Source organism: Brevundimonas sp., assembly GCF_051858995.1.
Classification (GTDB): Bacteria; Pseudomonadota; Alphaproteobacteria; order Caulobacterales; family Caulobacteraceae; genus Brevundimonas.
Window position 1 is genome coordinate 317,216 of the sequence record NZ_JBHYGN010000008.1, and the last position, 12,739, is coordinate 329,954.

General features: G+C 67.8%; 12 protein-coding genes and 1 tRNA gene. 8 read left to right on the forward strand and 5 right to left on the reverse strand.

Going from position 1 to position 12,739, the window contains the following annotated elements; translation table 11 throughout:
* Nucleotides 1-105: 105 nt before the first annotated feature.
* From ACTIEF_RS09045 to ACTIEF_RS09065, 5 genes are all read left to right on the forward strand, one after another.
* Nucleotides 106-1,899, forward strand: coding sequence for a phospholipase D-like domain-containing protein (locus ACTIEF_RS09045; protein ID WP_439471804.1), 1,794 nt, complete (start codon nt 106-108; stop codon nt 1,897-1,899).
* A gap of 179 nt (nt 1,900-2,078) precedes the next feature.
* The gene (locus ACTIEF_RS09050) at nt 2,079-2,945 is read left to right on the forward strand and encodes a hypothetical protein (protein WP_439471805.1); all 867 of its coding nucleotides are present in this window, start codon (nt 2,079-2,081) and stop codon (nt 2,943-2,945) included.
* A complete protein-coding gene (locus ACTIEF_RS09055; protein WP_439471806.1) occupies nt 2,938-3,960 on the forward strand; it encodes a hypothetical protein in 1,023 nt (340 codons plus the stop codon). Before ACTIEF_RS09050 ends, ACTIEF_RS09055 begins: the two co-directional genes overlap by 8 nt.
* The gene (locus tag ACTIEF_RS09060) at nt 3,957-5,675 is read left to right on the forward strand and encodes a Dyp-type peroxidase (RefSeq protein WP_439471807.1); all 1,719 of its coding nucleotides are present in this window, start codon (nt 3,957-3,959) and stop codon (nt 5,673-5,675) included. Before ACTIEF_RS09055 ends, ACTIEF_RS09060 begins: the two co-directional genes overlap by 4 nt.
* A 34-nt stretch (nt 5,676-5,709) precedes the next feature.
* A complete protein-coding gene (locus ACTIEF_RS09065; RefSeq protein WP_439471808.1) occupies nt 5,710-7,071 on the forward strand; it encodes a hypothetical protein in 1,362 nt (453 codons plus the stop codon).
* Between the two features lie 150 nt (nt 7,072-7,221).
* On the opposite strand, the gene ACTIEF_RS09070 is transcribed toward ACTIEF_RS09065, so the two are convergent.
* Nucleotides 7,222-7,311: transfer RNA gene (locus tag ACTIEF_RS09070), tRNA-Ser, on the reverse strand.
* Between the two features lie 131 nt (nt 7,312-7,442).
* Between ACTIEF_RS09070 and msrA the strand changes: the two genes are divergently transcribed.
* The 3 genes from msrA (at nt 7,443) to ACTIEF_RS09085 (ending at nt 9,055) form a co-directional block, all read left to right on the forward strand.
* Nucleotides 7,443-8,102, forward strand: coding sequence for a peptide-methionine (S)-S-oxide reductase MsrA (msrA, locus tag ACTIEF_RS09075; protein ID WP_439471809.1), 660 nt, complete (start codon nt 7,443-7,445; stop codon nt 8,100-8,102).
* Nucleotides 8,103-8,104: 2 nt separating this feature from the next.
* On the forward strand, nt 8,105-8,449 hold the full coding sequence (locus tag ACTIEF_RS09080) for an MmcQ/YjbR family DNA-binding protein (protein ID WP_439471810.1): 345 nt from the start codon (nt 8,105-8,107) through the stop codon (nt 8,447-8,449).
* Between the two features lie 81 nt (nt 8,450-8,530).
* Nucleotides 8,531-9,055 (forward strand): cytochrome C, encoded by a 525-nt coding sequence (locus tag ACTIEF_RS09085; protein ID WP_439471811.1) that lies wholly within the window; start codon nt 8,531-8,533, stop codon nt 9,053-9,055.
* A gap of 1 nt (nt 9,056) precedes the next feature.
* Here the strand turns inward: ACTIEF_RS09085 and ACTIEF_RS09090 are convergent, their stop codons facing one another.
* From ACTIEF_RS09090 to ACTIEF_RS09105, 4 genes are read right to left on the reverse strand one after another with little or no spacing between them, the layout of a single operon-like run.
* On the reverse strand, nt 9,057-10,856 hold the full coding sequence (locus ACTIEF_RS09090) for a DUF885 domain-containing protein (protein ID WP_439471812.1): 1,800 nt from the start codon (nt 10,854-10,856) through the stop codon (nt 9,057-9,059).
* A gap of 52 nt (nt 10,857-10,908) precedes the next feature.
* Nucleotides 10,909-11,415 (reverse strand): hypothetical protein, encoded by a 507-nt coding sequence (locus tag ACTIEF_RS09095; protein WP_439471813.1) that lies wholly within the window; start codon nt 11,413-11,415, stop codon nt 10,909-10,911.
* Between the two features lie 14 nt (nt 11,416-11,429).
* A complete protein-coding gene (locus ACTIEF_RS09100) occupies nt 11,430-11,876 on the reverse strand; it encodes a hypothetical protein (RefSeq protein WP_439471814.1) in 447 nt (148 codons plus the stop codon).
* Nucleotides 11,877-11,916: 40 nt separating this feature from the next.
* Nucleotides 11,917-12,387, reverse strand: a complete 471-nt coding sequence (locus ACTIEF_RS09105; RefSeq protein WP_439471815.1) for a hypothetical protein — start codon at nt 12,385-12,387, stop codon at nt 11,917-11,919.
* Nucleotides 12,388-12,739: the final 352 nt, after the last annotated feature.

Sequence of the window (12,739 nt, forward strand, 5' to 3'; positions counted from 1 at the left end):
GGGCCTTAATGGTTGTGGACGGAAAGAACGCCGTTATGGTTTCGGGCGGCGGGGGCCTCTGATCGACAGTCGATGCGGCGTCTCCCGAAAGCCGGAGACCGTCCCATGCGCTTCAAGTCCAATCCTGTCGGCGGCTATCAGGTCTTCGCCGTCAGCGGCATCGACACCGTCTCCTTCGGCATCACGGTCGATCCGGCCAGCGGCAAAGGGCTGCTCGGCTTCGCCATCGAGCGCGAGGACCATCAGGAAAACCAGCGCTACTTCATGTACGGCTTCAAGGTCTTCCAGGAGGTCCACCCCAACCCCGGGCCGGACACCCGGGTCCTGACCTTCGACCAGCCGATGCAGGGGCTGGTCTGGGACGACTTCACCGCCAAGCCGGGCCGCCGCTACACCTACACCTTCCACCCGCTGAAGGGCGCGCCCAAGGCGCTGGACCGCTCCACCCCGCCGGTCTCCATCACCCTCGAGACCGAGCCGATGGAGGGCGAGATCCACGATGTCTACTTCAACCGCGGCGTGGCCAGCAGTCAGGCCTATGTCCGCAAGTTCGGCAATCAGAAGCCCGACGACATGACCGATCCGGCGCTGCGGACCGAGGCCCTCCAGTGGCTCAGCCGCCGGCTGGACGAGAAGCTGCTGGAGTTCATCGATCAGGCCGCCTCCGGCGATAGCGTGCTGTGCGCCTTCTACGAGTTCCGCTATCCGCCTGTCGCCGAGCGGCTGAAGGCCGCCGTGGATCGCGGCGTCACGGTCCGGCTGGTCCTCGACGGCAAGGACAACGGCGCCCCCGCCAAGCCCGGCGTCCCCGCCCGCGCCCCCTTCCCGAGGGACGAGAACCGCAAGGTCGTGGCCGAGGTCGGCTTCCCCGCCGGCACGGTCATCTGGCGCGAGAAGAACGCCGACGCCATCGCCCACAACAAATTCATGGTCTGGCTCAAGGCCGGTCAGCCCGAGGCCGTCTGGACCGGCTCGACCAACCTCTCCATGGGCGGCATCCACGGCCAGACCAACGTCGGCCACTGGGTCCGCGACCGCCCCACCGCCGCGGCCTTCAAGGTCTATTGGGAGGTGCTGGCCCGCGACCTCGGCAAGACCGGCTCCGGAACCCGTCCGGAAGAGGCGGCTCGCATGAAGGAACTGCGCGACGCGGTCGAGGCCATCGCCGACGCGCCCACCGACTGGACCAGGATCCAGACCGGCATCACCCCGGTGTTCAGCCCGCGTGCGGGCTCGGCGGTGCTCGATATGTACGCGACCCTGCTGGACTCGGCGAAGGGGCAGGGCTGCGTCACCCTGGCCTTCGGCATCAGCGATGTCTTCAAGTCACGCCTGCTCGACAACACTCCCGCCGGGCCGCTGCAGTTCATGCTGCTCGAGAAGGAAGACAGGCCGAACCCCAGGTCCACCAAGCCCTTCAAACCCCTGGGCGCGCGCCAGAATGTCTACGCCGCCTGGGGCAGCTTCCTCTCGACTCCGGTCTACCAGTGGGCGCGCGAGACCAACGCCAAGAAGCTGCAGCTGAACCAGCACGTGAGCTACATCCACTCCAAATTCATGCTGCACGACCCGCTCGGCGCCGATCCCATCGTGGTCACCGGCTCGGCCAATTTCTCCGCCGCCTCGACCACCAACAACGACGAGAACATGATCATCGTGCGCGGTGATCGACGCACGGCGGACATCTACTTCACCGAGTTCAACCGGCTGTTCTTCCACTATTATTTCCGCTCAATCGTCGAACGCCTGAACGGTCGCGACAGGGTGGGAACAACCTCCGGCTCGGGCGACCTCTTCCTCTGTCCCGACGACAGCTGGCTCCAGAAATACAAACCCGGCGGCTTCCGCGCCAAGCGGGTGGCCATGTTCGCCGGGATGCACGGGGCGCAGGTGCTTTGAGCGGGCTCACGGTCGTGGGACGAGATCCCGTCCGGGACCATGCTTGATGCTCCACTACCGCTGCGGGTTGCTATCGGAGTGCGTCCACTAGCAAAAGTTGAAATGTCGCGCTATCGAAGCGGGTGATACGTACCGGTGATCTGGACGGTATCGCGCGTTGTTCCTCGGGGGGTGGATCAATGAGTAATCTGGCCGGCAAGGCCTATGGCATGAACGTCGTCACGCCGATGCGACCCGGCCTGACGTGGATCAACACCTTCCTGTTCATGCTCTCGCGCGCGTTGCCAAGCACGCTGAGCGGCCTGCTGGGCCTCGGTTTCATCCATTTCGCGCGCTGGGTGATGATCCGCCGCGATCAGTGGCCCCAGCTGGGCCAGCCGCCCGCCAAGCTGTCAAACGACTACATGCTGTTCTGCAGCAACTTCAACGGCACTTGGGACCAGTATATCGACGCCTTCGCTGACGGTATTCCGGGCGGTCTGGACCTGTTCTGGTATTCGAGCACCAAATACCCAAACTCGATCCCCATCACGCCGTTCAAGAACTACATTCGCGCCAATCAGGTCGATACAAACTATTATTATAACGCGACTCCGGGCAGCGGGCAGCGCGACATCAAGCTCGCGCTGAAGCTGTCGCACGATCTGGCCGCCATCGCCGCCAAGGCGGAGGGGATGAGTGACGCCGAGCTGGCGTCGGCGTTCGAGCGACTGCTGATCGCCAATCAGGGCGGCATGGGCTCGCCCGGCTACGCCCCCATCGCCAGCTGCGACACCGCCAACGCCGACCGCAACCGCGCCGACGCCGAGCTGGGCCTGTGGGGCGAGGACGGGACCGGGCCGATCGAGGCCGAGCGCACCCTCGCGCCGATCACGGAGGAGGTCATCATCGCCTCCAGCGCCAACGAGGACGAGAGCGCGCGGGCGGCTGTCCGCGCCGCGGTCGCCGCCGCCCTGGGCTCTCGGCCGAATACGGACGAACCGCCCAAGGTGGCGGAGCCGCCGCCGGTGGCTCCGGTCGAGAAGGAGGAGAAGGCCGATGGCTAACATCGACGTCAGCACCTACTTCTTCACGGCGGCCGTGCCGGTATGCAACGAGGGCATTGTCGAGCATCGCAGCCTGACGGGCGCCAAGGGCGTCATCAAGAGCTCGCCCATCCACATCGTGCGCGAGATCCTCGAGACGCTGCCCACGGCGCTGCAGTCGCATGCGACAGAGGAGATCGGGCTCAACAGCCCCTTCTCGCGCAATCTGCGCACCCACTTCACCCGCTTCGTCATCCTCGACCAGCCCAACTTCAATGGTCGGGACCACAGCAACGCCCTGCTGAATGTGATCCGGGGGACGGATCTGCTCGCCCCGCGGCCGGTCGATCAGATCTCCTGCCCCTACATCTTCTGGACCATCGACTTCGACCTGCTCGATCCGAGCGGCGCCGGCGAGCCGCGCCATTATTTCGAGGAGCTATGGGGCCAGATGGAGCCCGAACTGCGCTCGATCTTCCAGTACTGCTACGGCTTCGATCAGGTGAGGGATGCGGCCGGTTTCGCGACCTACATCATGCGGTGCCAGATCGAGACGACGATGCCGTTCCACGACTACTGGTACATTCCGCCCAAACTGACCTCGATCTCCCTCTTCGGCCTGGCGCTGATCCCGGGGACCGGCGCGCTGTTGCTGGCGGGCGCGCTGCTCGCCGCGGTTCTGCGCTGGACCGGCTGGCAATGGGCGGCGGGCTTCGCCGACTGGAGCGGCTGGAGCTGGGCGCCCTGGGTCGGGCTGATCGTGCTGATCCTCGGCCTCGTCATCGACTACTACTGGGTGATGGCGAAGGGGCGGACGCCCTATCCCGCCTCGCCTGGCGCGGACCTGCGCAATGTGCTGAAGGGGTTGTATCTGCAGCAGGCCTTCACCCGCTTCGCCATGGCCCAGCAGCGTCGCGATCCGGCCAAATGGGGCGCCGAGTTTCGCAAATTCCTGACCGCCGCCAAACCCGGTGATCTCAACGGGCCGACCCAGCCCGCGGGCGTGATCCGCAGCAAGCTGGGAGACGTGGCATGACCAACGCGACCAACACGGCCCCCGCCGCGACCCTGCTCGACCTCGCCGACATCCAGGGCGGCATCCTGCGCACCTATGGCGACGGCTTCCCCAAGGGGCGCAACTTCTATCTGACCGTCCGTGATGCGCGAAAGGGCCGCGCCTTCGTCGAGGCCCTGCTGCCCAAGATCACCACCGCCGCGCGCTGGAAGGATCCGAACCGCGACGAGCCGCTGCTGCGCACCCGCAATCCGCGGGTCAAGGATATCGTCCGCGCCGAAGGCGAGCCGGACTATCCGGGCCGCGTCCAGTTGATGAAGCCCAAGGTGACGCTGAATATCGGCTTCACCTTCATGGGGCTGCTGGCGCTGGGCGTTCCGACCCGCACGCTGCGGGGCATGCCCGACGATTTCATCGACGGGATGGAGGCGCGCGCGGCCCTGCTGGGCGACGACCCCTTCCTCGCCCAGCGCGACGCGGTGTGGCGGGACTCCAGGGGCGACAAGCGCGTCCACATCCTGCTGACGCTCTACGCCCAGCAGAACCCGGACGGGACCGCCTGTCCCGAACTGGACGCCGAGACCGACGCCATCATCGCGCTCTGCAAGAAGTCCCGGAACGGCGTGGTGCTCCTCGACGGGGTCGGGCCGAAGAACGCCAAATGGCAGGACCTGTCCGCCGTGATGCGCCAGGACGGCGAAAACTGGTGGCCGACAAACAAGGAGCATTTCGGCCTGTCCGACGGCTTCGGCGACCCAGTCTTCTCGGGCCAGTTCTCGGGCGAGGCCGAGCGGGTCCGCGTCGCGGGCGGCGGCAAGCTGGTCTACGATTCCAGGGCCAAGACCTATCACTGGGAGCCGCTGGCGACCGGAGAGTTCCTGCTCGGCTATCCCGACGAGGCGCAGGAAATACCCGGCTCCGCCATGCCGATCGCGTTCAGCCGCAACGGCACCTTCATGGCTTATCGCAAGCTGCATGAGGCGGTCGGGACATTCAACAGCTACATCGACGAGCAGGCCAAACGCTACGCCAGGATGTTCCACGTCCCCCAGCAGGAAGCGGTGGACACGATCAAGGCCAAGATGGTCGGCCGCTGGGAGGATGGCGTGCCGTTGATGGTCGCGCCGACCTATGCCGCCTGGCAGCGCTTCCGCGCCGAGCTCGACAAGGCGCGGGCCGAAAAGAACAAGGCCAAGCTGGCTGAGATCGCGCTGAAGTTCACCAACTTCGCCTACGCCTCCGATCCGGCGGGATCGAAATGCCCGGTCACCTCGCACCTGCGCCGCGCCAATCCGCGCGATGGGCTGGGGCCGACCTTCACCGCCAACGGCATGTCGGGCGACGGCTCGGCGATCATCAACCGCCGCCGCATCCTGCGGCGTGGCCTGCCGTACGGCCAGTATGACGCCAACGCCCCCGCCGACGACGGCGACCACGGCATCATCTTCATGGCGATCTGCACCAACCTGTTCCGCCAGTTCGAGTTCGTGCAGCAGCAGTGGATGCAGTACGGGCTGGACTTCAATGCGGGCAGCGACACCTGCCCGGTGATTGGCAACCATCCTAAGGCGGACGAGCCCAAGATGGTCATCGCGGTCGATCCCGAGGTCGGCAAGCTGCCCTTCATCTGCGACCGCGTTCCGCAACTCGTGGAGCCACGCGGCGGGGACTACTTCTTCCTGCCCAGCATGACCGCGCTGCGGATGATCGGGATGGGCATCATCGACCCGACCTGACCCCACAGGACCCTCCGAAAAAGGCGCGCCCGCTATGCACTGGCTGCTCAACCTGCCGACCGTGATCTGGCGACGGCTGATGCTGATCCTTCAGGGGCTCGGAGCCCTGCTCTGGCTGATCGGCGCCGGCGTCGGCGCCCTGTTCGGCAAGGACGGGACGCTGGGAAGCCGTCTCGGCGCGGCCATCGGCGGCGCGGCGGGGCAACGTCGTGTTTTCGCGCTGCTGCGGCTGTTCCAGCCCAATCTGGTGCTCAAATTCCGGGCGATCGCCTCCTATCCCAACAACGGCGTCACCGCGATCGCCAGCCGCCGCGTCGATGTCATCGACATCCTCAGCCGCGAGGCCGATTTCGGCGTGGTCTACGCCCCGCGCATGGAGGTCATCACCGCCGGTGAGAACTTCTTCCTCGGGATGCAGGACACGCCCCGCTACACGCGCGACACCTCCAACATGCGGCTGGTCGTGCGGCGCGACGATGTGCCGAACATCGTCACCCCTTACGTCTCGACCGCCGCCGCCGAGATCGTCGCCATGGTTCCCGGCGCCATCGATGTGCCGCAGGCCCTGACCCAGCCGGTCGCCGCCGGGCTGCTGGACCACTATTTCGGCACGCCAGGACCGTCCGAGGCGGCGATCGCGGAATGGACCACCCTGCTGTTCTGGTACCTGTTCATCGACCTGCAGGCCGACCCCGATCTCGACGCCCGCGCCAAGGCGGCGGCGGCGAGCTTCCGCGCCTGGATGGACGCCCACATCGCCGAGCGTCGCAAGGCGCCGCACCGGGACGACGTTCTGGGTCGCTGCCTCGCCATGGGCGGCGCCGACATGCCGGGCATGAGCGACCGCGACATCCGCAACAACCTGATCGGCCTGCTGATCGGCGAACTGCCCACCCTGTCCGCCGCCGCCAACCTGGCGCTCGATGACCTGCTGGATCGGCCGAAGGAGTTCGCCGCCGCCTGCGCCGCGGCCCGGGCCGGGGATGACGAGACCTTGGCGGCCTATGTCTTCGAGGCCTTGCGGTTCCGCCCGCTGAACCCGGTCGTCTATCGCCGTGCGATGCTCGACACCACGATCGCCTGCGGCAAGCTGCGTCGGCGGAAGATCAAGAAGGACAGTATCGTCATGGCCTCGAACCTGTCGGCCATGTTCGATCCGCTGGCGATACCCGACGCCGCCAGCTTCCGTATCGACCGGCCGTGGGAGACCTACATGCTGTGGGGCTACGGCATGCACGCCTGCTTCGGCGCCCATATCAATCGCGCGGTGCTGCCGGCCGTGCTCAAGCCACTGCTGGCCCAGCCCAACCTGCGTCGCGCGGCGGGCGCCCGGGGCCGGATCGACAAGGCGGGCACGCCCTTTCCCCAGCATCTGCACCTCGTCTTCGACACCTGAGACGGCGCCGGCGGCTCAAAGCCTGATGGATCGACCGGCGCTCCGGCTATCCGCCAACCCCATGACAGCAATGACCGCCGCGCCTCTTCATCAGGCGCGGGCGAGCCGGTTGAGGCGGATGTCTGGGATCCGGGAAGGGCGACGCCGTCGTGGCGGACAGAGAGGGATTCGAACCCTCGGTACGCTTTCACGTACACACGCTTTCCAAGCGTGCGCGATCGACCACTCCGCCACCTGTCCGTTTCCACGACGCGCGTGAAGCGCCGGATGGTCGATCCGGCGAGGGGCGCTGATTAGAACAGTCGGACCCCCTCGGCAAGCGCCGTCTGACACGCCATATGGACGACGTACATCCAGTCCGGACCCGCGCCATGCTTTCCCAGAAGACCACCCTGCCCACCGCCGACGCCGCCCTGCCGGGCCGGACCACGCCCGTGACCACCGACGAGGTGCATTTCGTCAGCGGCCGCCCGCTGAAAGGACCGCATCCGGAGGGCTTCCAGACCGCCATTTTCGGCATGGGCTGCTTCTGGGGCGTGGAGCGGGTGTTCTGGTCGCTGCCCGGCGTCTGGGTGACCTCGGCGGGCTATACCGGCGGCTTCACGCCCAATCCGACCTATGAGGAGACCTGCACCGGCCTGACCGGCCACGCCGAGGTGGTGCAGGTGGTCTTCAATCCGGCGGAGATCTCCTACGGCGACCTGCTCAAAGTCTTCTGGGAGAACCACGACCCGACCCAGGGCATGCGTCAGGGCGGCGACATCGGCACCACCTACCGCTCGGCGATCTATTATCTGACCGAGGACCAGAAGGCCGAGGCCGAGGCCTCGCGCGACGCCTATCAGGCGGCCCTGACCGCGGCGGGGCAGGGCGAGATCACCACCGAGGTCACCCCGGCGGGCGTCTACTATTTCGCCGAGGACTATCATCAGGCCTATCTGGCCAAGAACCCCGAAGGCTACTGCGGCATCGGCGGCACCGGCGTGGTCTGCCCCATCGGCATCGGCGTGCCGGCGTCCGGGGAAGCCTGATCATGGACCGGGTCGGGATCGGCAAGACCTGCCTGGCCCTGCCGGGCGTCACGGTGGACCATCCGTTCGGCGACGACCACGACGCCTACAAGGTCGGCGGCAAGATGTTCGTCATGGTCGGCGGCGAGGGCGGGGTGTCGTTCAAGGTCTCGGACATCGCCTTCGAGGTCCTGACCGAGGAGGGCCGCGCCCGCCCGGCGCCCTATCTGGCCCGCGCGAAGTGGGTGAACCTCCCCGACCCCGCCGCCTGGCCCGACGACGAACTGGCCGACCACTTCGCCATCGCCCACGGCCTGATCGCGGCCAAGCTGACGAAGAAGCAGAGGGCCGAACTGGGGCTGGGCTGAGACCGGATCGAAAACGCCGGTTTTTAGCTCTGGCTGAATTCGCGAACCGATGTTCTCCTCAACCGTCAGGGGAGACACATCATGATCGGCAGACATCTTATCCTGCTCGGCGCCTGCGCCGTCGGGCTCGCGGCGTGTGATCGGGCCAACGTCAAGGTCGATGTCGGCGATGGGCCGCCGCGCGTCGTCGCCGCCACCGAGATCGAGGCGGGCCGCTACCTGGTCCTGACCGGCGGCTGCAACGACTGCCATACGCCGGGATATCCGCAGAGCGGCGGGCGCGTGCCCGAGAGCGAATGGCTCAAGGGCTCGGGCACGGGCTTCTACGGCCCATGGGGTACCAGCTATCCGCACAATCTGCGCCGCACCGTCGCCGGCATGACCGAGGACGCCTGGGTCGAGATGCTGAACACCCGCGAAGGCCTGCCGCCCATGCCCTGGCCCAGCGTCCGGGCCATGAACGACGCCGACAAGCGGGCGGTCTATCGCTACATCAAGTCCCTGCCGCTGGATGGCGACCCGGCCCCCACGGCCCTGCCGCCCGGCCAGGTCCCGACCACGTCCTATGAGAACATGATGCCGCACGGACCCGCCCCGCAGGGCTGAGTCAGGGCCGCGTCTTCTCCTCCGCGATCCAGCGATCCATCCGCTGGTCCAGCAGGGCCATCGGCAGGGGGCCGTCGATCAGCAGGGCGTCGTGGAACCGGCGCGCGTCGAACCGGTCGCCCAGTTCGGCCTCGGCCCGGGTGCGGATGGCGCGCAGGCGGATCTCGCCGATCTTGTAGGCCGTCGCCTGACCGGGCCAGCCGATATAGCGCTGCAGCTCGGTTTCGATGTTGTGCGGGGCCAGGGCCGAGTTGTCGCGGAAGCAGGCGCGGGCCTGTTCGATGTCCCAGCCCAGCCAGTGAATGCCGGTGTCGGCCACCAGGCGGCAGGCCCGCCACATCTCGTAGCTCAGCCGCCCGAACCGTTCATATGGAGAGCGGTAGAAGCCCATCTCCTCGCCCAGGAACTCGGCGTACAGGCCCCAGCCCTCCGTGAAGGCGGTCACATCCACCCCGCGCCGGAAATAAGGGCCGTCGTCGGCCTCCTGCTGCAGGGCGATCTGCAGGTGGTGGCCCGGCACCGCCTCATGCAGGGTCAGGGCGGGCAGCTCGTACAGCGGACGCTGGTCCAGCCGGCTGGTGTTGACCAGATAGCCGCCCGCCACCCCATTCTCCATCGAGCCGGGGGAGTAGCGCCCGGTGGTGTAGTTGGCCTCGATCTCGGCGGGCACCGGACGCACGCCATACGGGGTGCGCGGCAGGGTCCCGAACAGGGCGGGCAGGTGGTCGTCGGAGCGCTTGGCCATCTCCGACGCCTTCTCCAGCAACTGCTCGCGGCTGGTGGCGTAGAACTGCGGATCGGTGCGCAGGAAGTTCAGGAAGCCCGCGAAATCGCCGGTCCAGCCCGACGCCCGCATCTCGGTCTCCATCCGCGCCCTAATGCGCGCCACCTCCTGCAGGCCCAGCTGGTGCACCTCGTCCGGGGTCATGTCGGTCGTGGTGTAGCCGCGCACCAGATAGGCGTAGAGCTCGCGCCCGCCGGGTCGGTGGGCCAGGCCGAGAGTCTCGGGCGCGCGGGGCAGGTAGTCCTGTCGCAGGAACCGCGCCCACTCGCGCCGCTCGGGCATGATGCGGTCGGCGACCACGGCGCGGGCGCGCGCCGTCAGGGCCTCCCGCTGCACTGCCGGAATGGTCGTGGGCAGGGCGGCGAAGGGCTTCAGCAGCGGATCGGCCTCCGGCGTCAGCGCCGCCTCCGGCTCCATCAGGCTCAGGGCGTTCTCGACGATGGAGCGCGGCTGGACCAGTCCGGTCTCCAGCCCGCGCTTCGCCCCGTCCAGCTGGTCGCGATAGAAGCGGGGCAGGGCCTCCAGCCGGGCGATATAGGCCTCGGCGTCATCGACGCTGGTGATCCGGGTCACGCTGGCCAGATAGCCCGCCGTCTGGCCCGGTCCGCCCTCGGAGTTGAAGGCGTCGATCCGGCCCGTATCCAGCGGGATGCGGTCCAGCGCCCGGCGCAGCACATAGGTCAGGAAGGCGTGGTTCAGCCGGTCGTCGGCGTCCAGCGTCGCCGGGTCGATGGCCGCCAGCCGGTCGGCGAAGCCCTTCAGCACCGGCTCCTGCGCCACCTCGAAGGCGCGCGAGGCGTCGGGCAGGCGGCGCTGGGCGGCCTTGTCGCCCTCCATCCCCGCCGTGATCGGATCGACCGCGCGCAGCCAGGTCTCATAGTCGTCTAACACCGCCGCCAGCGCCGCGCTGCGGGCGTTGCGCGCGGCGCCCGCCGGTTCAGCGGTCTGGGCGAAGACGGGCGCGGCGCAGACGGCCAGCAGGACCGCGGCCGACGCAGCCAGGACGATTCTCTTCATTGGGGGCTCCCTCCCGGATCGGGCGGGACTGCACCGGAGCGCCGCCGCCGCGTCAACCACAGAAGGCGAAGAACCGCTCGACCCGGTCGCGTGAGCCCGGATGGGGCGCATAGGCGTGCCGCTCGTTGCCTTCCCAGACCGCCAGCCAGCCCAGACGGCGGAAGCGCTGGAACACCGGATCGCCCGCCTTGGCCTCGGCGGTCAGGAACAGGCCGTCATTGACCTCTGACGGCTCCGCCTCAGCGGGGTAGCGTTCCGTGTCGCCCCCCGATTCAATATGGATCTCGGGCGCGGCGCCTTCGGCCGCGATGGCGTTCAGCGCGAGGCGGCCCGACTGCTTGCGGCATTCCATGCCGATCCGCAGATCGTCGCTTTCCTCCACGCCATAGGTCAGCAGCGCATTGTCGCCGTCCTGATGCAGGAACCAGTCATAGCCCGCGACCGGCGCGGGCGAACCTGACGAGGCAGGGCTCAGCCCCATGCTCGGCTGCGAGGTGGTGTTGCACGCCGCCAAGGCCAGCGTCAGTCCGGCGGCGACGATCAGGACGGGCAGACGCATGGGGGAACTCCGGCTCAGCCGGAGCACAGTTCCGCGAACCGGCGCAGCTTGGCAAGGTGCGCGGCGGGAACCTCCACAGTTCGTCGCTGCTCGCCCACCGCCACGCCGAGCCGCCCGCTCACGCCGAAGGCCGCGAACACCGGGTGATCGGTGCGCAGCGCCAGCCGCAGGGCGCCGCCCCGCGCGGCTTCGGACTGGGCCACGGCGGCGGCCTCGCCCGCCGTGATCCGCGCCATGCCCGTCGCGGGCTCGCCGCCGTACAGGGTCAGCCGGGCCACGCTGCTGCCGGGCGAGCATTCCAGCGTCGTGCGCAGATTGGCGGTGTCGGGCACCTCATTGGCCAGCACCACGGGCGCGTCGTCGGCGTACAGGGTCCAGGTCCATGCGGCCTCAGCCGGAACGGCGACCGCGTTCTGGCCGAACAGGCCCAGCGCCGCCGCGGCGGCCAGAATGGTGATCATGTGCTCAGCCCCCGCTGATGCCGGTGTCCCACACAGTTGGTCAGACGTGATCCGTTCCGCAATAGGCGAAGAACTTATCGACCATGGCCCGCTCGCTCGCCGTGGTGGTCAGCTCGAACCGTCCGGCTTCTCCCTCGACGACCAGCCGGCCCCGGCGCGACAGGTCGCGCAGCACCGGATCGTTCAGCGAGACACGGCTCTCGTCGGCCAGCTCACCGCTCAGCGGATCGATGGCCATATCAGTCATGGAGGCGTGGACCAGGCGCGTCGTCGCGGGCTGCACGTCGCCATAGACCACGGCCTGCGACCGGCCCGGCTCGCAGGTCATCATCAGCGCCAGCTGGTCCGAGTTCTCGACCCCATAGGCCAGCTTGGCCATCCGGCCTTCATGGCTCAGATGCCAGCCCATTGCGCCGGATGCGGCCTGCACGTCCGAATTGGAGGCGCTGGACTGCGCGGCGAACGCGATCAGGCCCAAAGCGGCGACAGCAGGAATGGCGAACCTCAACATGGGACTAACACTCACCTCTGATCGGCAAACGTTGATGTCCGTTAAGAGTTCACGGCTCAGCTGAACGGCGGCTGACGGAATTCACCGTGTGATGGAAATGCCATATTCAAAAGCCCTCCCCCTCGATGGGGGAGGGTTGGGTGGGGGTGAGTGCCGGCTGTCCCGGAACAACCTCGTGAGGCTCCGTCGACCTCTCCCAACACGCCTTTCACCTCAACGCCGAGCCCCCACCCCCATCCCCGACCCTTCCCCCGTCGAGGGGGAAGGGAGCAGTGCGAAGATGGCTAGCCTGCGTGAAGCGCCAAGCCACGTCGGGTCGAGAAGGCGCAGCCTTCTGACCGCGGCCCACAGG

Coding starts and splice junctions, on each gene's coding strand:
- ACTIEF_RS09050 (WP_439471805.1), top strand. CDS start 2,079: ATGAGTAATCTGGCCGGCAAGGCCTATGGCATGAACGTCGTCACGCCG.
- ACTIEF_RS09060 (WP_439471807.1), top strand. CDS start 3,957: ATGACCAACGCGACCAACACGGCCCCCGCCGCGACCCTGCTCGACCTC.
- ACTIEF_RS09100 (WP_439471814.1), bottom strand. CDS start 11,876: ATGATCACCATTCTGGCCGCCGCGGCGGCGCTGGGCCTGTTCGGCCAG.
- ACTIEF_RS09095 (WP_439471813.1), bottom strand. CDS start 11,415: ATGCGTCTGCCCGTCCTGATCGTCGCCGCCGGACTGACGCTGGCCTTG.
- ACTIEF_RS09105 (WP_439471815.1), bottom strand. CDS start 12,387: ATGTTGAGGTTCGCCATTCCTGCTGTCGCCGCTTTGGGCCTGATCGCG.
- msrA (WP_439471809.1), top strand. CDS start 7,443: ATGCTTTCCCAGAAGACCACCCTGCCCACCGCCGACGCCGCCCTGCCG.
- ACTIEF_RS09085 (WP_439471811.1), top strand. CDS start 8,531: ATGATCGGCAGACATCTTATCCTGCTCGGCGCCTGCGCCGTCGGGCTC.
- ACTIEF_RS09055 (WP_439471806.1), top strand. CDS start 2,938: ATGGCTAACATCGACGTCAGCACCTACTTCTTCACGGCGGCCGTGCCG.
- ACTIEF_RS09090 (WP_439471812.1), bottom strand. CDS start 10,856: ATGAAGAGAATCGTCCTGGCTGCGTCGGCCGCGGTCCTGCTGGCCGTC.
- ACTIEF_RS09045 (WP_439471804.1), top strand. CDS start 106: ATGCGCTTCAAGTCCAATCCTGTCGGCGGCTATCAGGTCTTCGCCGTC.
- ACTIEF_RS09080 (WP_439471810.1), top strand. CDS start 8,105: ATGGACCGGGTCGGGATCGGCAAGACCTGCCTGGCCCTGCCGGGCGTC.
- ACTIEF_RS09065 (WP_439471808.1), top strand. CDS start 5,710: ATGCACTGGCTGCTCAACCTGCCGACCGTGATCTGGCGACGGCTGATG.